Annotated in this window: 20 protein-coding genes, 1 tRNA gene and 1 riboswitch; of the genes, 8 read left to right on the forward strand and 13 right to left on the reverse strand. The window is 69.2% G+C overall.

Annotation, left to right across the window (positions count from 1 at the left end):
• The first annotated feature begins 80 nt into the window (after positions 1–80).
• Positions 81–3,242 carry a DUF3427 domain-containing protein gene (locus B7R87_RS10170; RefSeq protein ID WP_006349130.1) on the forward strand — a complete coding sequence of 1,054 codons (3,162 nt, stop codon included), beginning with the start codon at positions 81–83 and terminating at the stop codon, positions 3,240–3,242.
• Between the two features lie 429 nt (positions 3,243–3,671).
• The gene (locus B7R87_RS10175; protein ID WP_006349129.1) at positions 3,672–4,040 is read left to right on the forward strand and encodes an Ig-like domain-containing protein; all 369 of its coding nucleotides are present in this window, start codon (positions 3,672–3,674) and stop codon (positions 4,038–4,040) included.
• A 212-nt stretch (positions 4,041–4,252) separates the two neighbouring features.
• Here B7R87_RS10175 and B7R87_RS10180 read toward each other — a convergent pair whose 3' ends face one another.
• From B7R87_RS10180 to B7R87_RS10200, 5 genes are all read right to left on the reverse strand, one after another.
• Positions 4,253–5,695: a DUF445 domain-containing protein gene (locus B7R87_RS10180; RefSeq protein WP_130584630.1), complete on the reverse strand. Its 1,443-nt coding sequence runs from the start codon at positions 5,693–5,695 to the stop codon at positions 4,253–4,255.
• A gap of 123 nt (positions 5,696–5,818) precedes the next feature.
• Positions 5,819–6,514: a DUF1707 SHOCT-like domain-containing protein gene (locus tag B7R87_RS10185; RefSeq protein WP_006349127.1), complete on the reverse strand. Its 696-nt coding sequence runs from the start codon at positions 6,512–6,514 to the stop codon at positions 5,819–5,821.
• 14 nt (positions 6,515–6,528) lie between these two features.
• Entirely contained in the window at positions 6,529–7,572 is a 1,044-nt protein-coding gene (locus tag B7R87_RS10190; RefSeq protein WP_006349126.1) for an ABC transporter ATP-binding protein, read from the reverse strand.
• Positions 7,573–7,581: 9 nt separating this feature from the next.
• Entirely contained in the window at positions 7,582–8,424 is an 843-nt protein-coding gene (locus B7R87_RS10195; RefSeq protein WP_006349125.1) for an ABC transporter permease, read from the reverse strand.
• Positions 8,417–9,217 (reverse strand): ABC transporter permease, encoded by an 801-nt coding sequence (locus B7R87_RS10200; RefSeq protein WP_006349124.1) that lies wholly within the window; start codon positions 9,215–9,217, stop codon positions 8,417–8,419. Before B7R87_RS10200 ends, B7R87_RS10195 begins: the two co-directional genes overlap by 8 nt.
• A gap of 217 nt (positions 9,218–9,434) precedes the next feature.
• Here B7R87_RS10200 and B7R87_RS10205 point away from each other — a divergent pair, with 217 nt between their 5' ends.
• A complete protein-coding gene (locus B7R87_RS10205; RefSeq protein WP_130584631.1) occupies positions 9,435–11,843 on the forward strand; it encodes a transglycosylase domain-containing protein in 2,409 nt (802 codons plus the stop codon).
• Positions 11,844–12,236: 393 nt separating this feature from the next.
• Here the strand turns inward: B7R87_RS10205 and B7R87_RS10210 are convergent, their stop codons facing one another.
• The 3 genes from B7R87_RS10210 to B7R87_RS10220 form a co-directional block, all read right to left on the reverse strand.
• A complete protein-coding gene (locus B7R87_RS10210) occupies positions 12,237–12,557 on the reverse strand; it encodes a DMT family transporter (RefSeq protein WP_006349122.1) in 321 nt (106 codons plus the stop codon).
• Between the two features lie 49 nt (positions 12,558–12,606).
• Positions 12,607–12,671, reverse strand: a riboswitch (guanidine-III (ykkC-III) riboswitch).
• 68 nt (positions 12,672–12,739) lie between these two features.
• Positions 12,740–13,042, reverse strand: coding sequence for a GroES family chaperonin (locus tag B7R87_RS10215; protein ID WP_202488701.1), 303 nt, complete (start codon positions 13,040–13,042; stop codon positions 12,740–12,742).
• A 128-nt stretch (positions 13,043–13,170) separates the two neighbouring features.
• Complete coding sequence (locus B7R87_RS10220; RefSeq protein WP_040916210.1) at positions 13,171–13,494, reverse strand: DUF3618 domain-containing protein; 324 nt, start codon at positions 13,492–13,494, stop codon at positions 13,171–13,173.
• A gap of 168 nt (positions 13,495–13,662) precedes the next feature.
• On the opposite strand from B7R87_RS10220, the gene bcp reads away from it, so the two are divergent.
• Both bcp and B7R87_RS10230 read left to right on the forward strand, forming a co-directional pair.
• Positions 13,663–14,130, forward strand: a complete 468-nt coding sequence (gene bcp / locus B7R87_RS10225) for a thioredoxin-dependent thiol peroxidase (RefSeq protein ID WP_006349119.1) — start codon at positions 13,663–13,665, stop codon at positions 14,128–14,130.
• A gap of 86 nt (positions 14,131–14,216) precedes the next feature.
• Positions 14,217–14,291, forward strand: a tRNA-Leu gene (locus tag B7R87_RS10230).
• A 101-nt stretch (positions 14,292–14,392) separates the two neighbouring features.
• Here B7R87_RS10230 and rdgB read toward each other — a convergent pair.
• The 4 genes from rdgB to B7R87_RS10250 form a co-directional block, all read right to left on the reverse strand.
• The gene (gene rdgB, locus B7R87_RS10235; protein ID WP_006349118.1) at positions 14,393–14,995 is read right to left on the reverse strand and encodes an RdgB/HAM1 family non-canonical purine NTP pyrophosphatase; all 603 of its coding nucleotides are present in this window, start codon (positions 14,993–14,995) and stop codon (positions 14,393–14,395) included.
• Positions 14,996–15,079: 84 nt separating this feature from the next.
• A complete protein-coding gene (locus tag B7R87_RS10240) occupies positions 15,080–15,463 on the reverse strand; it encodes a hypothetical protein (RefSeq protein ID WP_006349117.1) in 384 nt (127 codons plus the stop codon).
• A 179-nt stretch (positions 15,464–15,642) separates the two neighbouring features.
• The gene (gene rph, locus B7R87_RS10245; RefSeq protein ID WP_006349116.1) at positions 15,643–16,383 is read right to left on the reverse strand and encodes a ribonuclease PH; all 741 of its coding nucleotides are present in this window, start codon (positions 16,381–16,383) and stop codon (positions 15,643–15,645) included.
• A gap of 132 nt (positions 16,384–16,515) precedes the next feature.
• Positions 16,516–16,854: a PTS glucose/sucrose transporter subunit IIB gene (locus B7R87_RS10250; RefSeq protein WP_332903343.1), complete on the reverse strand. Its 339-nt coding sequence runs from the start codon at positions 16,852–16,854 to the stop codon at positions 16,516–16,518.
• 122 nt (positions 16,855–16,976) lie between these two features.
• Between B7R87_RS10250 and B7R87_RS10255 the strand changes: the two genes are divergently transcribed.
• Positions 16,977–18,272: a PTS transporter subunit EIIC gene (locus tag B7R87_RS10255; RefSeq protein WP_040916209.1), complete on the forward strand. Its 1,296-nt coding sequence runs from the start codon at positions 16,977–16,979 to the stop codon at positions 18,270–18,272.
• A 362-nt stretch (positions 18,273–18,634) separates the two neighbouring features.
• Complete coding sequence (locus B7R87_RS10260; protein WP_006349113.1) at positions 18,635–19,900, forward strand: PTS transporter subunit EIIC; 1,266 nt, start codon at positions 18,635–18,637, stop codon at positions 19,898–19,900.
• Positions 19,901–20,004: 104 nt separating this feature from the next.
• Here the strand turns inward: B7R87_RS10260 and B7R87_RS10265 are convergent, their stop codons facing one another.
• A complete protein-coding gene (locus B7R87_RS10265) occupies positions 20,005–20,760 on the reverse strand; it encodes an MBL fold metallo-hydrolase (protein WP_006349112.1) in 756 nt (251 codons plus the stop codon).
• 275 nt (positions 20,761–21,035) lie between these two features.
• Between B7R87_RS10265 and B7R87_RS10270 the strand changes: the two genes are divergently transcribed.
• Positions 21,036–21,506: a type II toxin-antitoxin system PemK/MazF family toxin gene (locus B7R87_RS10270; RefSeq protein ID WP_130584632.1), complete on the forward strand. Its 471-nt coding sequence runs from the start codon at positions 21,036–21,038 to the stop codon at positions 21,504–21,506.
• Positions 21,507–21,565 lie beyond the last annotated feature (59 nt).

The raw sequence follows: 21,565 nt of genomic DNA on the forward strand, positions 1-21,565 counted from the left end.
CTCACCCGCCTGTCGGTGGCACCTGATATGCCTGGCATCGTTGCAGTCGACACGGACAAGTCCGCGGGGGGCACAGCGCTATGTCAGGCATCACCGATGGCCGCGAACCGGTTGCCGGATTGTACGAACAGCTCATCACGGTGCGGCTGGAGAAGCAGTTGGCCCGCCTCCGCAGCATGGAAGATTGGCGGGTCGTCGAGGGCGAGATCGGACCGGAGTCAACCCCTCACGTCCTCGCCCGGCATATCGCCACCTCGGTGCATCAGGCCCTGCAGCAACTGAAGCCCGACCAACAGGTCGACGCCGCCAATCACATTCTCGATGCCATTGCCTCACTGACCGATGTACAAGGCTGGGCAGACCTCTCCCTTACGGTTGACCGGATCGTTGCCGGACCTCGCCAACTGCTCGCCCTGGCGGAGCGGGAGGAGAAGGGCGTCTACACCATGCGGCCGGCCACCCCGTTGTCCGATGCGGCCCTGATCACCAACTCCCCCGATGACCCCAGCCTCGGTTTTGAACTGCGGGCCGAACTCGCGACCGCAGACAGCGTCGATCTGCTCTGCGCATTCGTCAAGTGGCACGGCCTTCGAGTGCTGGAGCAATCGCTGACGGCCGCCCACGCCCGAGGCGTCCCCATCCGTGTCATCACGACGACCTACATCGGGGCCACGGAGCGCCGCGCCCTCGACAAGTTGGTCGAGAAGTTCCATGCAGAAGTCAAGATCAACTATGAACTCCGCGCTACTCGCCTCCACGCCAAGGCATGGCTGTTCCGACGCAACAGTGGCTACCACACGGCATATGTGGGCAGCTCCAACCTGTCAAAGACCGCCCTGCTCGATGGCCTTGAGTGGAACGTACGTCTGTCGTCGGTGACCACACCTGACGTCCTACGCAAGTTCACCGCTACCTTCGACTCCTACTGGAGCGAACGGGTCTTCGAGGCCTATGACCCCGAGAAGGATGCGAGCCGCGTCGACCAAGCGCTCCAGCAAGCCAGCCGGGGTACAGCAGGTGGACCGGCAGGCCAGCACATCACCTTGTCCGGTCTGGAGGTGCGCCCCTACGCCCACCAGCGCGACATGCTGGAGCGGCTCGACGCCGAACGGCTCGTTCATGACCGACACCGCAATTTGCTGGTTGCGGCGACGGGCACGGGAAAAACGGTGATGGCCGCGCTTGACTACAAGAATCTAAGAAAGCAGCACGGCCGGGACCTACGCCTCCTCTTCATTGCCCATCGCCAAGAGATCCTCCGGCAATCGCTGCGCACCTACCAGGATGTACTCACGGACGCCAACTTCGGCGAAGAGATGCACAGTGGAATCGTTCCTCAGACTCGAAATCACATCTTTGCCAGCGTCCAGTCCTTGCACGCCCAGGCCCTAGATGGATTCGCACCTGATCATTTCGATGTCATCGTCATCGACGAGTTCCACCATGGAGTGTCCCCCACCTACCAGAAGATCATCAATCACTTCACACCCATCGAACTGTTGGGCCTGACCGCCACGCCGGAGCGAATGGACGGCAGAAACGTTCAGGACGAGTTCTTCGAGGGGAGGATTGCCGCCGAGCTTCGCCTGTGGGAGGCGCTGGAGAATGAGCTCTTGAGCCCCTTCCACTATTTCGGCATCACCGACAACACGGACATGGGGGCCGTTTCCTGGAAGCGTGGAGCTTACGACGTATCCGAACTCAGCAATCTCTTCACAGGGAACGACGCCCGCGCCCGACTGGTGATCAAAGCCGTCATGGACAAGGTGAGCGATCCCTACACCATGCGCGCCCTGGGGTTTTGCGTCTCCGTGACGCATGCAGAATTCATGGCGGAATTCTTCCGGCGTGCCAACTTTCGATCTATCGCACTTTCCGGAAACACGCCTCGACAGCAGCGCAAAGAGGCACTCGACGCTTTGCGCTCCGGTGAACTTCAGATCATCTTCTCCGTTGATCTCTTCAACGAAGGGCTCGATGTACCGGACGTCGACACACTCCTCCTATTGCGTCCGACCTCCAGCGCCACGGTTTTCCTCCAGCAGTTGGGGCGAGGACTACGCCGGAGCGACGATAAGGCAGTACTCACGGTCTTGGACTTCATCGGCCAACATCGGAAGGAGTTCAGGTTCGAGGAGCAGTTCCGGGCTCTGACGAATCTCACTCGAAACCGCCTGGTCGCCAATATGGAGGGTGATTTCCCACAGCTCCCCTCGGGATGTCAGATCATTCTGGAGCCCAAGGCGAAGGCACTCATTATTGATAACATCCGCAGCCAGCTGAACGTCAATGTGAATCAACTGGCTCGCGAGGTCGGCAGGTATGGCGAAACACGGCTGGGTGACTACCTCCGTGAGAGCGGCCGGGAACTGAAGGAGATCTACCGGAGCAGGGAGAACTCATGGACGGGCCTGCTGCGCCGAGCCCAGCTCCTCAGCGCCCCCTCGCCAGAGGGAGAGATGGCCTTCCTCAAGCGCATTCCGGCGTTCCTCCACGTTGACGACCCGGCCCGGGCCGCGGCCTACACCAAGCTCCTATCCGACGAAGCCCCTTCCTACGAGGAGCTCGACGAGCGCGAGCAGGCCTATGCTCGGATGTTCTTCTTCTCCCTCTGGCCCCGCAGCGATTTCGCCAGCTATCAGGAGGGGTTCGACCTCCTCAGCCCTCAGAACGCCTTCCGGGATGAGCTCCGCCAAGTCCTTGCCCATGCGCTTGACCAAGTGGACCACGTCCCGCTCCCGCTGGGCGGCCCACTGGCCGAGCTCCCCCTCTCCGTACACGCCTCATACAGTCGCGAGGAAATCCTGTCTGGACTTGGCTTGGCGCTCGTCGGCGGCCGCCAGCCGGGAGATTTCCGCGAAGGCGCCTTCTGGTGTCCAAGCATCCGCACAGATGCCCTCCTCATCACACTGGAGAAGAACGAGAAGGACTTTTCACCCCAGACCCGCTACCACGACTACGCCCTCAACGAGTCCCTCTTCCACTGGGAGTCCCAGAACAACACTTCGGAGGCAACCGGCGTCGGGAAGAGATACCAAAACCACCGAGCCGAGGGCTCTCATGTCCTCCCGTTCGTGCGCCGATACAAGGAGACGGACATCGGCAGGCCTCAGCCGTGGATGCTGCTCGGACCGGCCGATTACGTCGACCACCAAGGCAACAAGCCGATGGGGATCACCTGGCGACTCCAGCATGAGATGCCAGCCGATGTGTGGACCTACTCCACCATCGCCACCGGGTAACAGCCAGGACGCCCACACCTGACACAGCATCAGAGATGTGGTACTAGATGCCCCTACCAACAGAACCACTGCAGGTCACGAAGGAGCCGACACGGCAGAGGGCGCACCCGGCTAGCCGAGAATTCGAGCAGACGATCGAACGACTCAAGATCGTTCTGGCTTGTTTTGCACGCTTTGCGATGGCCGAGCGCACCGGCTTCATCACGACTCGGCATCATCTGCACCCATGACCCCCCGTTTTCCCGCCCGGAACGCCATGCTCAGCCCTCTCGGAACTGTTCTGTCTGTCTTGGGGTGCACATGTCGCCGATATATGCGCGTGGGCGCATCGCTCTAACCACTGCGGGGGTTGTCGCCCTGCTGGGGGCGGTGGTCGGTTGTGGAGTGGAAACGGCTGGGAAGGAGGACACGGCGCCGGGAAGCACCGGTGTGGGGACTGCCGAGGCGTCCGCCACGGGCTCTGATCAGGGGAGTCTGTTGCTGCGGGACGACGAGGGGCAGGCCGTGACCGCCGAGGAATTGGTGGTGAAGGTGTTGTCCAACGACGCCGTGAACCTGGCCGACGGGACCGGGATGCCGCTGGCCCAGGCGCAGGAGGACGGGGATGTGCAGATCACCGTCGAGAGCGGGCCCGGGAGCGGAACCGCGAAGGTGGAGGACGGGGCGATCCTGTACACGTCCAACCCCGACTACGAGGGCCAGGACGTGATCCACTACCGGGTGACGTTCAAGGGGGCCAAGGAGCCCATGACGGCGAGCGCCGAGCTGCGGATCAGTGTGAGGCCCGGCGAGAAGTAGCCGGATGCCCCGTTCCCGGCGGCCGGCCTCGGGGGTGGCCTCGGGCAGCCGGGAACGGGATGGCCGCGGCGGCCGGGGGGACATGGCCGGTCGCCGCAGTGCCGGAGAGGGCCCCGCTCCGTTGCGGGTCCTCTGCCCTGGAAACGGACGCGGACCCCGGATCGGTTCACTCGGGGGCGTACATCCGGGGCAGAGAATTGCCGCGGCCGCCGTCAGCCGCCGAAGGCGTGCACCACGGTGTAGATCAGCAGTCCCGCGAGCGCGCCGACCACCGTGCCGTTGATCCTGATGAACTGCAGATCGCGGCCGATGTGCGCTTCGATCTTGCGCGACGTGTGCTCGGCGTCCCAGCTCGCCACGGTGTCGGAGATCAGCGAGGTGATCTCACCGCGGTAGGTGGTGACCACATAGACCGCCGCGTCCTCGACCCAGCCGTCGAGCTTCCCCTGGAGCCGCTCGTCCGTCGCGAGCTTCGCGCCCAGGCTGAGCAGCGAGGCCCGCGCGCGCAGGCGCAGTTCGCTCCGGTCGTCCTCCGCGGCCGAGATGATCATGGTGCGGACGGAGGACCAGGCGGACGCGATCACGTCCTGTACCTCGGTACGGGAGAGGAGGTCCGACTTCATCCGCTCCACCCGGGCCCGGGTCTCCGTATCGGACTGGAGGTCGGAGGCGAAGTCGGTGAGGAAGCGGTCGATGGCATCGCGCGCCGGGTGGCCCGGCATATCGCGCATCTCGGTGATGAAGCGGAGCAGCTCGCGGTAGACCCGCTCGCCGACCTTGCGGTCCACGAAGCGCGGGGTCCAGCCCGGTGCCCCGCCCTCGACCGCGTCCATCACGGAGTCGGCGTGCTCGACCAGCCAGTCGTGGGCGCGGGCGCAGATCAGGTCGACGGCCTTGTGGTGGGCACCGTCGGAGACCACCTTCTCCAGGGTCTTCCCGACCCCGGGCGCGATCTCCACGGCGTTCGCCCGGCGGGTGATCGCCTCACCGACGACGGCCTGGACGTCGGAGTCCCGCAGGACGGTCAGCGCCCCGCGCAGGGCCGTGGACAGCTCGGCCGTCACCCGGTCCGCATGCTCCGGTTCGGAGAGCCACATGCCGAGCCTGCGGCCGATTCCCAGGGCGCGCAGCCGGGCCCGTACGACGTCCTCGGAGAGGAAGTTCTCGCCGACGAAGGTGCCCAGAGAGGCGCCGAGCTGGTCCTTCTTGTTCGGGATGATCGCCGTGTGCGGGATCGGCAGGCCCAGGGGGTGCCGGAAGAGGGCGGTCACCGCGAACCAGTCCGCGAGCGCGCCGACCATACCGGCCTCCGCCGCCGCGGCCACATAGCCGGCCCAGGGGCCGGCGCCGGAGTTCTTCGCCCAGGTCGCGAGGGCGAAGACCAGGGCCACGAAGAGCAGCAGACCGGTCGCCATCGTCTTCATCCGGCGCACGCCCCGCTGCTTCTCGGCGTCCGCCTCGGTGTAGGCGAAGGAGGGCAGACCGGAGCGGGGGGCACGGCCGCCCCCGCCCCCGCCGGTGCGCCGCGCCCCGGCGGCCGGAGGTCCCGCCGCGAGCGGCGGACGGCCGGCCTCCGGTGCCGGTGACCGGCCGTCGGCCGTCTTTCCGCCCTCGGAGGCCGGTTCTTCCGGCTGCTCCCGTTCCGTACTGTTCATCCTGCTCCACCCGTCCACGCGCACCCCGTACACATTGTCCCTGCCTCAGGGACTCCCGGGGCGCACCCGGAGTTCCCGCCGCGCGGAAGCAGGTGCGGAAGCGGGTACGGAAGCAGGTGCCGTTCAGCCGAGCCGGCGGTGGTCTTCGCCCTCGCTGAGCCGGCTACGGCTGCGGGCTTCCCGCTCGCGCTCGGCCTTCTGGCGCTGCCGGTCGGCCTTGGTCCGCTTGCGGGTGACGACGACACCGCCCATCAGGGCCAGGCCCTGGACGCGGATACGGGGAGCGGCCGGGTCGATCCGGGGCTCCACGCCGCCTTCTTCGCGGAAGCGGCCCATGACCCGGGCGCCGGTGACCTCGACCGTGACCTCCGGGGGTACGGTGATGTCGATCCGGCCCATGATCGACCAGCAGCGGACGGTGATCTCACGGTCCTCGAAGTTCGCTTCCCGTAGATCCAGATCGCCGCCGCCCATCAGCGCGAACGCCTTGAAGACCCGGGGCACGGTCCAGCCGCCCCGGCGGTCGAAGCCGCCCCAGAGGGCGAAGGCCTGCTGGGAGGTGGCCCGGCCGCCGATGCGGTCGGTCCAGCGCTGCGGCGCCTGTCCGGCGGCCGCGGAGGGGGAACCACCGCGGGAGTTCCCGGGCAGATCGTTGACGAGTAATTCCAGGTCACCGCTGGTCCGGGCGCGATAGGCCGCATCGAGTCGCTCGTTGAACTCGTCCATGCTGAGCCGGCCCTCCGCCACCGCCTCCCGGAGCCGTTCAGTGATCCGTTCACGTTCGGTGTCCGAGGCACGCATCTCGGGGAGTTCACTCATGAGGTAAAGGATAGTCAAACTCTGCTCCGGCCCCCGGGGCGATCCGCGTACATCCTGGCGATCACGGCTTCGATGTCCGGTTCACGTACCGAAAGATCCACCACCGGGTAGGCGGCGGCGAGTTCGGCCACCAGGGGGGCCGCCGACCGGTCCGCGGGGAAGGCCAGCCACTGCCGCGGGCCCTCGACCCGTACCGTACGGGCCAGTCCGGTCTCCAGCGGCGGCAGTTCGCGTGCCAGGTCGACGACGAGGATCCGCTCGCTCTCGCCCGCCTCGTGGAGTCCGGCGAGGGGACCGTCGTACATCAGTTTGCCGTGGTCGATGACCATCACCCGGCGGCACAACTGCTCGATATCGGTCAGATCGTGGGTGGTCAGCAGGATGGTGACGGACCGTTCGGCGTTGAGTTCGCGCAGGAACTCCCGGACCTTCGCCTTGGAGACGACGTCGAGGCCGATCGTCGGCTCGTCGAGATAGAGGACCTCGGGGTCGTGCAGCAGGGCCGCCGCGATATCGCCGCGCATCCGCTGGCCGAGCGACAGCTGCCGTACCGGCACGTCCATGAGCCGGCCCAGGTCGAGCAGGTCCACACAGCGGTCGAGGTTCTCCCGGAACCGGCGGTCCGGGATCCGGTACATCCGGTGGACCAGCCGGTACGAGTCCCTCAGCGGCAGGTCCCACCAGAGCGTCGTGCGCTGGCCGAAGACCACCCCGATCCGGCGCGCCAGGACGGTGCGTTCGCGCGCGGGGTCGATCCCGGCGACCCGGACCCGGCCGCCGCTGGGGGTGAGGATGCCGGTGAGCATTTTGATCGTGGTGGACTTGCCGGCGCCGTTCGGGCCGATGTAGCCGACCATCTCGCCGCGCGGGACGGTGAAGGAGATCCCGTCCACGGCCCTCACCTGCTGTTTCTCCCGTCGCAGCAGTCCCGCGCGCTTACGGATGTCGAAGACCTTCTCCACGTCGGTCAGCTCGATGACGGGGGCGGGGACGGACGAGGGGCGGGAGGCGGGAACAGGGGAGCCGGGGGCTGCGGGGGTTGTGTGGGGGTCGGTCATGGCGGGCGGTCAGCTCCCTGTGCTGCGGTAGGTACGGAGGCCCGCGCGCCACGCCAGCCCGGCGAGCGCACAGGCGGCCGCCGCGACGAAGGGCGGCGCGAAGGCCAGCCACTGCGGGACGTCCAGCGGATAGGGCCGCCCCAGGACGTACAGTCCGGGCAGCCAGTTCACGAAGGCGAGCGGTACGACGAAGGTCACGCCCCGCACCAGGTCCTGGGCGAAGACCGTCGGCGGGTACTGGAGCATGGTCACCCCGCCGTAGGTGAAGGAGTTCTGTACCTCGGCGGCGTCCTGCGCCCAGAACTGGAACGCCGCCCCGGCCACGAAGACGGCACCGAACAGCACCCCGCCGCTGATCACCATCACGGGCACCAGCAGCACCTTGGCGGGGGTCCACGCCACATCCGTCACGGCCAGTCCGTAGCCGAGGACCACCAGCCCCTGCGTGACCCGGCCCACCCGGCGCAGCGCGAAGCGGTCGGCGGCGAGCTGGGCCAGGACGGGTACGGGACGGACGAGGAAGGTGTCGAGGGTGCCGTCGCGCACCCGCCGCCCCAGCCGGTCGGTGGAGCCCAGGAAGAGATCGGTGAGGCCGAAGGCGGTGGAGGCGGTGCCGTAGAGGAAGGCGATCTCGCCGAGCGGATAGCCGCCGAGTGCGTCCACATGGGAGAACATCAGCATCACGGCGACGAAGTCGAAGGCGCTGAAGGCGAAGCTCGCGAAGACGGCGAGCACGAAGGACGCCCGGTAGGCCAGGGTGGAGCGGATCCACATGGCCGTGATCAGTCCGTACGCCCGCAGGGCGGCGAGCCCCGCCCGCTCCTCCCGGTACCCGGCCACCCGCTCAGCCACCCTGGACCACCACCCTCCGTGTCGCCGTCGCCTGAAGGAGCCGTCCGGCCGTCAGCAGGACCGCCGCCCACCCGGCCTGGAAGGCGTACGCCCCCGCCAGCTCCCAGCCTGTGCGCTTGCCCAGCAGCACATCGGCCGGGATCTGGAGGTACGAGGACCAGGGCAGCGCCCGTGCGATCTCCCCCAGCACCCCGGGGAAGACGTTGAGCGGCAGCAGCATCCCGGAGAAGAACGTCCCCGCCAGCGCGCTCAGCTGCATCACCCCCGCGCCGTCGAGCAGCCAGAACGCGGAGAGCGCCACCAGGTAGCGGATCGCGAAGCTGACCACGAGCCCCAGCCAGATCGCGGCCAGGAACGCGGCCCAGGTCAGCGGGGAGGCCGGCAGGGCCAGATCGAAGACGAACGCGCCGACGCCCATGGGGACGATCCCACGGCCCAGCAGCTGGAACGCGGCCCGGCCGAGGTCCCCGGCCAGCCAGAAGAGCTGCAGGTCCACGGGCCGGTAGAGGTCGATGGCGATATCGCCGCTGCGGATCCGTTCGATCAGTTCGCCCTCGAAGCCGCCGCCCATCATCGCGCAGGCGGTCAGCAGCGCCTGGCCCAGCCAGACATAGGTGAGGGCCTCGTCCAGACCGTAGCCGCCGAGCCGCGGCCGCTGGTCCCAGAGGGCGATGTAGGTGGCCGCGATGATGAAGCCGAAGACGATGTTGGTGAACATCCCGGCCGCGGTGGCCATCCGATAGGCGGCGAAACGGCGGAATCCGCCGACGGCCACGACTCCGTACAGCCGCACGTGCGTTTCCCTCCCCGGGCGCTGGTCGTTGTCCTCGGTATCGCGTGCGGCATGCGGCGTACGCAGCACTCGGTGCAGTGGAGTGCGGTGCCGCGCCGTCGTCGCGCCAAAACGCTGGAGCCTAGTACGCGCCACCGCGCCGCGCGACCCGTTTTCGCCGGGATCCCCACCCGCGGGGGTCCGGGGAACAGCAGACCGAAAAGTGCAGTATGTGCCTATGAGTGAACAGCCACCGCAGCAGGGCTGGACCCCCCGGGACGGAACGGCCGCCCGGTCGTCGCCGGGCGGGAACTCCGACCGCAGTACGGATCGCAGTACGGATCGCGGTACGGATCGCGGCCCGGGCCGGAGGGGCCGGAACCGGGGCCGCCGGCGGACCGGATGGCGGCGCGCGATCCCCACCCGGCGGATGCTCCTGACCGGTTTCGTGACCGTGGCCGCCCTGCTCATCGGCGCGTTCGCCGCCGGATACGCCCTGGTCCACATCCCGCCCGCGAACGCCACGGCCGTCGCCCAGTCGAACGTCTATCTGTACGAGGACGGCAGCCGGCTCGCCCTCGACGGCGAGGTCAACCGGGAGAACGTACCCCTGTCGCAGATCCCGCTGACGGTCCAGCAGGCCGTACTCGCCGCCGAGGACCGTGATTTCTACTCGGAGCGGGCGGTGGATCCGAAGGCGATGGTCAGGGCCGCCTGGAACACCCTGACCGGCAAGGGCAAACAGTCCGGTTCGACCATTACCCAGCAGTATGTGAAGAACTACTACCTCGGCCAGGAGCAGACGCTCTCCCGGAAGTGGAAGGAGTTCTTCATCGCCATCAAGCTGGGGCGCGAGCAGAGCAAGGGCGAGATCCTCCAGGGGTATCTGAACACCAGCTACTTCGGCCGCAACGCGTACGGCGCGCAGGCGGCGGCGCAGGCGTACTACGGCACGGACGTGTCGAAGCTGACCACGGCCCAGGGCGCCTATCTGGCGTCCCTGCTGAACGCTCCGAGCGCGTTCGACGTGACCACCCACCCGGAGAACCGGCCCGCGGCGCTGGCCCGCTGGAACTACACGCTCGACGGCATGGTGAAGACGGGCTGGCTGAGCCCGTCCGAACGGGCGGCCATGGTCTTCCCCGACCCGCAGAGCGCCCGTCCCGCCACCGGGCTCTCCGGGCAGCGCGGCTATGTGGTGCAGGCGGTGGAGGAGTATCTGACCTCGGAGGGGATCGTCGACGAGAAGACCCTCGCGGCGGGCGGCTTCCGGATCACGACGACCCTGCAGCGCGGCCGGCAGGACGCGTTCGTGAAGGCCGTCGACGACCAGGTGACGGACCGGCTGGACCCCGGCCGGCGGGCCGCGGACCGCAATGTGCGGGTGGGGGGCGCGGCAATCGACCCGGAGTCGGGCCGGGTGGTGGCCCTGTACGGCGGGTTCGACTACACCCGGCAGTACGTGAACAACGCGACCCGCCGTGACTACCAGGTGGGTTCCACCTTCAAGCCGTTCGTCCTCACTGCGGCGGTCGAGGAGGGTTCCCGTACCCAGGACGGCCGCCGGATCACCCCGAACACGGTCTACGACGGCACCGACCGGCGGCCCGTCCAGGGCTGGAGCGGCGCCCGCTACGCCCCGGAGAACGAGGACGGCCACTCGTACGGCCCCCTCACGGTCAGGGCTGCCACCGACCGTTCGGTGAACTCGGTCTATGCGCAGATGGCGGTGGACGTGGGTCCGGCGCGGGTGAAGCGGACGGCGATCGCCCTGGGCCTCCCCGAGGGCACGCCCGATCTGTCGGCGTCGCCGTCGATCGCGCTGGGCCCGGCGACCGCGAGCGTGCTCGATATGGCCGAGGCGTACGCGACCCTCGCCAACCACGGCAGGCACGGCCGCTACACCCTGGTGTCGAGCATCAGCAAGGACGGCGCGACCGTCGGGCTCCCGGCGCGCGACGAGCGGCAGGCGGTGAGCCGGGAGGCGGCCGACACCACGACGGCGGTGCTGCAGAGCGTGGTGGACGGCGGTACGGGCACGGCGGCGCAGTCCGCGGGCCGCCCGGCGGCCGGGAAGACGGGTACGGCGGAGGAGGACAAGGCGGCCTGGTTCGCGGGGTACACGCCGCAGCTGGCGACCGTGGTGGCGGTGATGGGCCAGGATCCGGAGACGGGGGTGCAGAAGCCGCTGTACGGGGCGATGGGCCTGCCGAGGGTGAACGGTGGCGGGGCGCCCGCGCGGATCTGGGGGCAGTTCACCGGGGACGCGCTGGAGGGCACCGAGATCACCGACTTCGAGCTGCTGACGGCGCCGGGGTCCTATCAGGAGCAGTCGGAGGCGCCGCCGTCGTCGCCGGGGGCCGAGTCGGGGACGCCGTCGGGCGCGGCGCCGCCGCGGGAGGCGTCGTCCGCGCCGCCGGGCGGGGTAGTCGAGCCGCCGCCGGTGGTCGGCCCTTCCGTACCGGTGGACACCGGCCCGTCGTCCCTGCCGCTGCCCGGGGGGCTGCTGCCACCGGCCGGCGCCGGGCCGGGGACGCTGTCGGACCCGGCGGACGGCGTGTTCCGCGACCAGCTCCCGGGGGCGGGGGCGGTGGACGGGGGCACGGGGCTCGCCCCGAGCCCGCCGGGCCCGCGGCGGCCGTACTGAGGGGGCGGCGGTACGGGGCCTGATGCGGCCGTACGGGTGCGGTGGGCGGCGCGGCCGTACGGGATCGGGCGGGCGCGGGTGCCGTCGCCGGGGCAAGCGCGCGGGCTGCGCCGTACGTGCCCCGGCGGGGCCGGACCGGCGGGCCCGGCAGGCGAAGGGGCCGTACGGAACCGCGCGGGCTCGGGCGCCGGTACAGGGGGCGGATGCGCTGGACGGTGCGGGGCACGGCCCGGGCCGTAGGCGCCGCCGCGGCGAGCGGACACGCCGAACCGACCGCCGGAAGTGCGCCCGGCGGTCGGTGGACTCGGGAAACTCGGGGAACTCGGGGAACTCGGGGAACTCGGGGAACTCGGGAAAACAGAGCTCCGGGAGTCGGAGGCGCTGACGCGCCCGTCAGTGGCCGGAGGTCGCCTTCAGGCCCACGACCGCGACCAGCAGCAGCGACACGAAGAAGATCCGCGCCGCGGTCACCGGCTCATTGAGGATGGCCATGCCGAGAATCGCGGCACCCGCCGCGCCGATACCGACCCAGACTCCGTAGGCCGTACCGATGGGAAGGGTCTTCGCCGCCTGGGCCAGCAGATACATGCTGGCGACGATCCCGGCTCCGGTGAAGACACTGGGCCACAGCTTGGTGAAGCCCTCCGTGTACTTCATCCCGATCGACCAGCCGACCTCCAGCAGACCGGCGATGATCAGCAGAACCCATGCCACGACGGCACCTCCGAGACGCTCGAAGCTCCGTGAAGGAGCTACTTCTGGGGGTGCGTCGTCTTTGCAGAGCCCGGTACGGCGCGTCTCGTCGGGATGTCCCCACCTTAGCAAAGCGCAGGCAAAAGCCCCGGTGATCCCGGTCACCGGGGCCGTACGACGGAGGTGCCGGAGGCACCCGCCGGTCAGAGATACAGGCCGGTGGAGTTCTCGGAGCCCTGGAAGCGGTCGGCGGCGACCGCGTGCAGATCGCGTTCCCGCATCAGTACGTACGCCACGCCACGGACCTCGACCTCGGCCCGGTCCTCGGGGTCGTACAGCACCCGGTCGCCGGGCTCCACGGTGCGGACGTTCTGGCCGACCGCGACCACCTCGGCCCAGGAGAGCCGGCGGCCCACCGCTGCCGTCGCGGGGATCACGATGCCGCCGCTGGAGCGCCGCTCGCCCTCCGGGATATCGGTCCTGACCAGCACACGGTCGTGCAGCATCCGGATGGGCAGCTTGTCGTGCTGGGTGTTCTTGTTCTGCGTGGTGTTCGCGCTCACGCGTGCAACCTACCCGCACCCGCGCCGGACGGGGCCCGCCGGGGGCCCGGGAGCCGTACCGCCATCGCCGGTCAGCTCTTGTGCTTGCGGGAGGAGGAGACCACCAGCAGGCCCACCAGTCCGACGACGACCGCGGCCACGGGGAGCAGCCGCTCCAGACGCGGCGAGCCGTCGTCGCCGACGAACTTGGCGCGGACGTCGGAGACCGTGCGCTGGACGGCGTCCATCGCCTGGCCCTTGGCCTGGTCCACCTGGGAGGCGACCTTCGCCTTGGCGTCACCGACGATGGTCTTCGGGTGCACCCGTACCCCGATCTCGTCGAGGGTCTCGGCCAACTGTCCGCGCCTGCGCACGATGTCCGCCTCGATTTGCGCTGGGGTCCTCGCGTCCGACACCGCGCCGCCTCCGTGATTGGTTCCGTCGTTGGTTCTCCGGCCGGATCCGTACAGATCCGGTGTTTCTCATCGACAGTCTGTCAGCTCGGCGGGCCCCGCACCCCACGGCACCCCCATTACGCTCGACGGCGTACACCACTCCCGTCTTCCGAGGAGAACCCGAAGAGCATGAGCGACCGCCTCCAGCCCGGCGACCCGGCGCCCGACTTCACCCTGCCCGACGCGGACGGCAACGAGGTATCCCTCGCCTCCCACCGGGGCCGCAAGGTCATCGTCTACTTCTACCCGGCCGCGCTGACCCCCGGCTGCACCAAGCAGGCCTGCGATTTCACCGACAATCTGGAGGTGCTGGCCGGGGCCGGCTACGACGTCATCGGGGTCTCGCCGGACCGGCCGGAGAAGCTGGCGAAGTTCCGGGAGAAGGAGAACCTGAAGGTCACCCTGGTCGGGGACCCCGACAAGGAGGTGCTGCGGGCGTACGGCGCCTTCGGCGAGAAGAAGCTGTACGGCAAGGTCGTGACCGGTGTCATCCGGTCCACGGTGATCGTGGACGAGGACGGCAAGGTCGAGCGGGCGCTCTACAACGTCCGGGCGACCGGCCATGTCGCCAAGATCATCAAGGACCTGGGGATCTGACCCCGGGGCCGGGCCCGCACAGGCTTCTATCACCTGCCGATATCGGGCGGGAGACCGCCGCGGCAGCCAGTACAGTAAGCGGCGACGGGCCCGTACCCCAGTTGGCCAGAGGGCGCCGGTTTAGGTCCGGTGTGTCGTGGGTTCGAGTCCCACCGGGCTCATCAGCAGACGTCAGGGCGCGGCTCCCGCAGCGGGAGCCGCGCCCTTGCGCATGCCGTACGGGTACGGGACTTCCCTATGCCGTACGGGGTACGGGTACGGGTCAGCCGACCAGTTCGCGCACCACGGGCACCAGCGCGCGGAACGCCTTGCCCCGGTGGCTGATCGCGTTCTTCTCGTCCGGGCTCAGTTCGGCGCAGGTGCGGTCCATGCCCTCGGGCTGGAGGATCGGGTCGTAGCCGAAGCCGTTGGTTCCGGCGGGCACCGGGCGCAGGGTGCCCAGGAGGCGGCCCTCGACGACGCGTTCGGTGCCGTCGGGCAGGGCGAGGGCGGCGGCGCAGAAGAAGTGGGCGCCGCGGTGCTCGGGGGCGATATCGGAGAGCTGGGCGAGCAGCAGGTTCAGATTGGCGGTGTCGTCGCCGTGGGTGCCGGCCCAGCGGGCGGAGAAGATTCCGGGGGCGCCACCGAGGACGTCCACGCAGAGGCCCGAATCGTCGGCGACGGCGGGCAGCCCGGTGGCCTTGGCCAGGGCGTGCGCTTTGAGCAGGGCGTTCTCGGCGAAGGTGGTGCCGGTCTCCTTGACGTCCGGGACCTCGGGGTAGGCGTCGGTGCCGACGAGGGCGTGCGGCAGCTCGGCCGCGGCGAGGATCGCCCGGAGCTCGGTGATCTTTCCGGCGTTGCGGGTGGCGAGAACGATACGGGTCATGCCCCGATTATCGGCCGTGCGGAGGGGCGCGGGTGACGGCCCCGGGGCGGCCGGGGCCCGTCGTACCGCCGCGCCCTCACCCGGTCACGGGGTGCAGACCTTGCCGATCTCCTTGCCGGCGTCCCGGAGGGGACCGATGTCGACGGTGTTCCCGCCGTCCTCGATGGCCTTGCGGATGTTGTCGATCCCGGTGTCGAGGTCCTTGACGGCCTTCTCCAGATCGGCGTTGTCCGTCTTGTCGTTGAGTTCCTTCAGCTCTTTGTCGATGTCCTTCAGGGCCTCGCGGGCCTTGGTGGGGTCCTCGGCGGCGTTGGAGACGGCGGTCTGGAGGTTGTCGATGCTGCTGGTGACGGCTTCTGCGGTGTCCACGCAGTCGAGTGCCTTGTCGACGGCGCTGCACCCGGTGACGATCGGAACGGTCAGCGCTGCTGCGGCGATGGCCACGGCGATACGGCGGCGCGCGGGCATGGCGGTTTCCTCCCCCAGGGCCGTCCGGGGACCGTCCCCGGTGGCCGGGCGCACGGTGGTGCCGTGCGCCCGTGTCCCCAAGGACGCCGGGGTGGGGGCGCCGGGTTGCTCGCCCGGCCTCCCCCGCCGGTTACCGGCCAGCGACCCGTCCGGATCCGTCCGAGCCCCCTCGGGATCGGTCAGGCGGATGCGGTCGTCTCGTCGAGGGCGGCCCGCTGCAGAGCGGCCAGGTCGGCGCAGCCCCCGGCGGCCAGGTCGAGGAGGGCGTTGAGCTCCTTGCGGTCGAAGGGCTCGGCCTCGGCGGTGCCCTGGACCTCGACGAAGCGGCCGTCCCCGGTGCAGACGACGTTCATATCGGTGTCGGCGCGGACGTCCTCCTCGTAGCGGAGGTCGAGCAGCGGCACACCGTCGACGATGCCGACGGAGACGGCGCCGACGGTCCCGATGAGCGGCTTCCGTCCGGCGCGGATCAGCTTCTTGCCCTGCGCCCAGGCGACGGCGTCGGCGAGGGCGACGTACGCGCCGGTGATCGCGGCGGTGCGGGTGCCGCCGTCGGCCTGGAGGACGTCGCAGTCCAGGACCACGGTGTTCTCGCCGAGGGCCTTGGTGTCGACGACGGCCCGCAGGGAGCGGCCGATGAGCCGGCTGATCTCGTGGGTGCGGCCGCCGATCCGGCCGCGGACGGACTCCCGGTCGCCGCGGGTGTTGGTGGCGCGCGGCAGCATCGAGTACTCGGCCGTCACCCAGCCCTCGCCGCTGCCCTTGCGCCAGCGGGGCACGCCCTCGGTGAAGGAGGCGGTGCAGAGGACCTTGGTGTCCCCGAAGGAGATGAGGACGGAGCCCTCGGCGTGCTTGCTCCACCCGCGTTCGATGGTGACGGGACGGAGCTGTTCGGCGGTGCGGCCGTCGATACGAGACATGGGCCCGAGCCTATCGGCAGATCGGGGCCGGTCCGTCCGGTGGAGGGAACGGGCGAGAACAGGAGGCGGCCGGACGCACGGAAGGGCTCCCGCCGTCGTCGGCGGAAGCCCTTCCACGGGTGACCGCGAAGGTCACATCATGTCTTCGATCTCCGCGGCGATCGGGTCGGCGTCGGTGCCGATGACGACCTGGATCGCGGTGCCCATCTTGACGACGCCGTGGGCACCGGCGGCCTTGAGGCCGGCCTCGTCCACCTTGCCGGGGTCGATGACCTCGGTCCGCAGCCGGGTGATGCAGCCCTCGACCTCTTCGATGTTCTCGACTCCGCCGAGCGCGGCGACGATCTTCTCAGCCTTGGTGGCCATAAGTTCTCCCTGGTGTTCCCCGGCACCCTCGGCGGGGCGCTCGGCGCTGCCTCGGCCCGCGATCGGCCGCTTTGTCACGGTAACGCACGGTTGGCCCAACTTCACGGGCGAGTAACCGGCCCGTACCCAATGATGACGATCACGGCCCGCGACCGTACACGCAACTGGTCTACACCAGTCTGCGCAAGCTGCCAAACCAGGCCCAGTTCAGCCCGGGAGGAGAGGCGATGGCGTCCGAGAGCGTAGCGACCCGAGGACGGTCCCCGTGGAGCGGATTCTTCCAGGGGCTCCAGAAAATGGGGCGCAGCCTCCAGTTGCCCATCGCCGTCCTGCCCGCCGCGGGGATCATCAACCGGCTGGGGCAGCCGGACGTCTTCGGCGCCGAGGGGCTGGGCTGGAACGACGTCGCCAAGGTGATGGCGGGGGCGGGCGGGGCGCTGCTCGACCCCGAGCTGGGACTGCCGCTGCTGTTCTGTGTGGGCGTGGCCATCGGTATGGCGAAGAAGTCGGACGGTTCGACCGCGCTCGCCGCGGTCGCGGGCTTCCTGGTCTACCGGGGGGTGCTGCGCCAGTTCCCGATCGACTGCACGCCCGGGTCCTCGGCGGTGGCGGCGGGCTGCAAGCATGTGGACGGGACGTTCACCCTCTTCCAGTACCAGAATCCGGGGGTCTTCGGCGGCATCGTGATGGGGCTGCTGGCGGCGTACTTCTGGCAGCGGTTCCACCGCACCAAGCTGGTGGACTGGCTGGGCTTCTTCAACGGGCGCCGGCTGGTGCCGATCATCATGGCGTTCGTGGCGATCGCGTTCGCCGCGCTCTGTCTGTGGATCTGGCCGCCGATCGGTACGGGGCTGGAGAACTTCAGCGACTGGCTGGTCGGGCTCGGCGCCTGGGGTTCGGGCATCTTCGGCCTCGCGAACCGGGCGCTGCTGGTGATCGGACTGCACCAGTTCCTGAATGTGCCGATCTGGTTCCAGCTGGGGAGCTACACCAAACCCGACGGCACGGTGGTGCACGGCGACATCACGATGTTCCTGGCGGGCGACCCGAACGCGGGCCAGTTCACCAGCGGCTTCTTCCCGATCATGATGTTCGCGCTGCCGGCCGCGGCGCTGGCGATCACGCATACGGCCTTCCCGCACCGCCGCAAGGAGGTCGGCGGGCTGATGCTCTCGGTGGCGCTGACGTCCCTGGTCACCGGCATCACCGAACCCATCGAGTACTCGTTCCTCTTCGTGGCCCCGGTGCTGTACGCCATCCATGCGGTGCTCACGGGTGTCTCGATGGCCGTGACCTGGGCCTTCGGCGTCCATGACGGATTCAGCTTCTCGGCGGGCCTGATCGACTACGTGATCAACTGGAGTCTGGCGACCAAACCGTGGCTGATCATTCCGATCGGACTCTGTTTCGCGGTGGTCTACTACGTGATCTTCCGCTTTGCGATCACGGTCTTCAATCTGCCGACGCCGGGGCGTGAGCCGGAGGACGTGGGCGAGCAGCAGGAGAAGGACAACATCAAGTAGCGAAGGGCGAACAGCGGTCGGTGCGCGGCGGTTTCGCGCCACCGGCCACGGGCCCCGGATCCCCGCGGACGGCGGGGGCCGGGGCTTTTCCGTGTCCGGGCCCCATCCGGAACCAAGTGCGCCCGTTGTCCGAATTGTTACCTATGCTCCACGCCACAGAATTTGAAGGTTTCTTATCTATCCCCGACCCGTACACCCGTGCTACAACAGGTCTAAACCACTCAGTGGTGTAGACCAGCAGTGCCCTCGCCCGGCCGGTCCCACTCCCTGAGCTGGGTCGTTGTCGTACCCGTTCCCCTTGAGGCGTCGCCGTCCCCCCTGCCCTGCCGCACGGGCGCCGCCTTGCCCACTGGAGGAAGATCATGTCCACGGCGAGTGCCGCCCCCGCGGCTCAGAAGAAGAAGGGCGCGGGCGCGATGGCTGTAATGCAGCGCATCGGCCGCAGCCTGATGCTGCCGGTCGCGGTGCTGCCCGCCGCCGCGCTGCTGGTCCGCTTCGGCCAGCCCGACATGTTGGGCCGCGAATCGTTCCCGGAGCTGATACAGAAGATCGCCGGTTATATGTCGGCGGGCGGCAACGCCCTCCTCGACAATATGCCGCTGCTCTTCGCCGTCGGTATCGCGATCGGTTTCGCCAAGAAGTCGGACGGCTCCACCGCGCTCGCCGCCGTCACGGGCTATCTGGTCTTCAAGAACGTCCTGGCGCAGTTCACCGACAAGAACCTGCCCGAGGTCGCCAAGGTCGTCGACGGCAAGGTCGTCATGACGGACGCGCCGGTGGACGCGAAGGTCCTCGGCGGTGTGGTGATGGGCCTTGTGGTCGCCCTGCTCTACCAGCGCTTCTACCGGACCAAGCTGCCGGACTGGGCCGGCTTCTTCGGCGGCCGCCGCCTGGTGCCGATCCTCTCCGCCTTCGCGGGTCTGATCATCGCGATCGTCATCGGTCTGATCTGGCCGGTCCTCGGCGCCGGTCTGCACAACTTCGGCGAGTGGCTGGTCGGCTCCGGCGCGGCGGGCGCGGGCATCTTCGGTGTCGCCAACCGGGCGCTGATCCCCGTCGGCATGCACCACCTGCTGAACTCCTTCCCGTGGCTCCAGGCCGGTGAGTACGAGGGCAAGAGCGGCGACATCGCACGCTTCCTGGCGGGCGACCCGGAAGCCGGGCAGTTCATGACCGGCTTCTTCCCGATCATGATGTTCGCGCTGCCCGCGGCCTGTCTCGCGATCGTCCACTGCGCCCGCCCCGAGCGCCGCAAGGTGGTCGGCGGCATGATGTTCTCGCTGGCCCTGACGTCCTTCGTCACCGGTGTCACCGAGCCCATCGAGTTCACGTTCATGTTCATCGCGCCGGTGCTGTACGCGGTCCACGCGGTGCTGACCGGTGTCTCCATGGCCCTCACCTGGGCGCTCGGGATGCGCGACGGCTTCGGGTTCTCGGCCGGTGCGATCGACTTCCTGCTGAACCTGGGCATCGCGAGCAACCCCTGGGGGCTGGCGCTGGTGGGCCTCTGCTTCGCGGTGGTCTACTACGTGGTCTTCCGCTTCGCGATCACCAAGTTCAATCTGCCGACGCCGGGCCGCGAGTCCGATGCGGAACTGGCGGAGCTGGAGAAGGCGGAGTCCAAGTAGGACGCGGGAGCGACGCTCCCCCTCCCGTACAACGGAACGGCCCCGGGCGAGTGCCCGGGGCCGTTCCCGTATACGTACTTCCTGCGTTCCTGCGTTCCTGCGGGTCAGACGGTGTACGAGAGGCCCGCGGCGGCCAGCTCGACGCGCCCGCCGGGGAAGGCGGCGCGGGCGTCCGTGAGGTTCCGCTCGGCGTCGGTCCACGGCGGGATATGGGTGAGCAGCAGCCGGCCGACGTCGGCGCGCCGCGCCAGCTCCCCGGCCTCGCGGCCGTTGAGATGGAGGTCCGGGACGGTCTCCTTGCCGTACGTGAACGACGCCTCGCACAGGAAGAGGTCGGCGTCCGCGGCCAGCTCGTACAGGGGCTCGCACACCCCGGTGTCACCGGAGTACGCCAGGGTCCGGCCGCCGTGCTCCAGCCGGATGCCGTACGCCTCGACGGGATGCGCGACGCGTTCGGCACGGACCGAGAAGGGCCCGATGTCGAAGCTGCCGGACTTCAGGGTGTGGAAGTCGAAGACCTCACTCATCGCGGAGGGGGAAGGCGTGTCCGCGTACGCCGTGGTCAGCCGGGCCTCCGTGCCCTCGGGGCCGTAGACCGGGATCGCCGGGCAGCGGCCGCCGTCGTGGCGGTAGTAGCGGGCGACGAAGTATCCGCACATGTCGATGCAGTGGTCGGCATGGAGATGGCTGAGGAAGATCGCGTCGAGGTCGTAGAGACCGATGTGGCGCTGCAACTCGCCGAGGGCACCGTTGCCCATGTCGAGGAGCAGCCGGAAGCCGTCGGCCTCGACGAGGTAGCTCGAACAGGCCGAATCCACGGACGGAAACGACCCCGAGCAGCCGACGACGGTGAGCTTCATAGAGCTGGAACCTCCGTTGACGGGGAGGATGACAGGGGTGTCTGTGCTGTCTGTACTGAAGGGGCGGCACGCGGCCCCGCGGGGCGCGGGGGATGGTCTTGGTCGTGCGGTCCGTCGAGCGTAAAGCGCAAAAGGGGTGCCCGCTCCTCCAGGGCAGGCCGTTGTGGGGGAACTCACCTGGCCTGTCACCGATTCGGACGGCGCGGGGGCGCGCGGTGGGGCGCGACGGGGGCGGTGGCCGTGCGGGGCCGGGCGCTGCTCGGTACGGTCGAGGCGTGAACTCGTCGTGGTGGCCGTATCTGGCCGGGGCCGTGGTCCTGCTCGCGCTGCTGGTGGCGGTGGTGGATGCCCGGGGCCGGAGCGGCCGCACGGGAACGGGCCGCCGCCGCCCGGTCTCCCGCCGCCCCCCGTCCCGCCCGCCGGTCCTGCGGGCCCGCCGCCTGCGCCCCGGCGATATTTGGTGGGCGGAGGTCCCCTACGAGGACGGCCCGGGTTCGAAGGACCGCCCCTGTCTGGTCCTCTCGGTCTCGTCCACGACCGCCCGCGTCGCCAAGATCACCAGCCGCCGCAACGACACCCGCCCGGGGGTGATCCCCCTCCCCCCGGGCACGGTGGGCGACGCCCGCGACCGCCCGAGCTACCTGGAAACGGACGAACTCCGCGACGTCCGCGTCTCGGCGTTCCGCCGGAAGGCGGGGACACTGCCGCCGGAGCTGTGGGGGCGGGTCCGCCACCTGGGCGGCTGACGCCGTCGGGCCCGGCCTCTGTGACATTCGGTGGGCGGAGCCGGCACAGGACGACGAAC

It is taken from the genome of Streptomyces tsukubensis (genome assembly GCF_003932715.1).
Taxonomy (GTDB): Bacteria; Actinomycetota; Actinomycetes; order Streptomycetales; family Streptomycetaceae; genus Streptomyces; species Streptomyces tsukubensis.

What these genes read in the sequence shown, in the direction of transcription:
- B7R87_RS10170 (WP_006349130.1), top strand. Translation starts at nt 81, where the DNA reads ATGTCAGGCATCACCGATGGCCGCGAACCGGTTGCCGGATTGTACGAA.
- B7R87_RS10180 (WP_130584630.1), bottom strand. Translation starts at nt 5,695, where the DNA reads ATGAACAGTACGGAACGGGAGCAGCCGGAAGAACCGGCCTCCGAGGGC.
- B7R87_RS10185 (WP_006349127.1), bottom strand. Translation starts at nt 6,514, where the DNA reads ATGAGTGAACTCCCCGAGATGCGTGCCTCGGACACCGAACGTGAACGG.
- B7R87_RS10190 (WP_006349126.1), bottom strand. Translation starts at nt 7,572, where the DNA reads ATGACCGACCCCCACACAACCCCCGCAGCCCCCGGCTCCCCTGTTCCC.
- B7R87_RS10205 (WP_130584631.1), top strand. Translation starts at nt 9,435, where the DNA reads ATGAGTGAACAGCCACCGCAGCAGGGCTGGACCCCCCGGGACGGAACG.
- B7R87_RS10215 (WP_202488701.1), bottom strand. Translation starts at nt 13,042, where the DNA reads ATGCTGCACGACCGTGTGCTGGTCAGGACCGATATCCCGGAGGGCGAG.
- bcp (WP_006349119.1), top strand. Translation starts at nt 13,663, where the DNA reads ATGAGCGACCGCCTCCAGCCCGGCGACCCGGCGCCCGACTTCACCCTG.
- rdgB (WP_006349118.1), bottom strand. Translation starts at nt 14,995, where the DNA reads ATGACCCGTATCGTTCTCGCCACCCGCAACGCCGGAAAGATCACCGAG.
- B7R87_RS10240 (WP_006349117.1), bottom strand. Translation starts at nt 15,463, where the DNA reads ATGCCCGCGCGCCGCCGTATCGCCGTGGCCATCGCCGCAGCAGCGCTG.
- rph (WP_006349116.1), bottom strand. Translation starts at nt 16,383, where the DNA reads ATGTCTCGTATCGACGGCCGCACCGCCGAACAGCTCCGTCCCGTCACC.
- B7R87_RS10255 (WP_040916209.1), top strand. Translation starts at nt 16,977, where the DNA reads ATGGCGTCCGAGAGCGTAGCGACCCGAGGACGGTCCCCGTGGAGCGGA.
- B7R87_RS10260 (WP_006349113.1), top strand. Translation starts at nt 18,635, where the DNA reads ATGTCCACGGCGAGTGCCGCCCCCGCGGCTCAGAAGAAGAAGGGCGCG.
- B7R87_RS10265 (WP_006349112.1), bottom strand. Translation starts at nt 20,760, where the DNA reads ATGAAGCTCACCGTCGTCGGCTGCTCGGGGTCGTTTCCGTCCGTGGAT.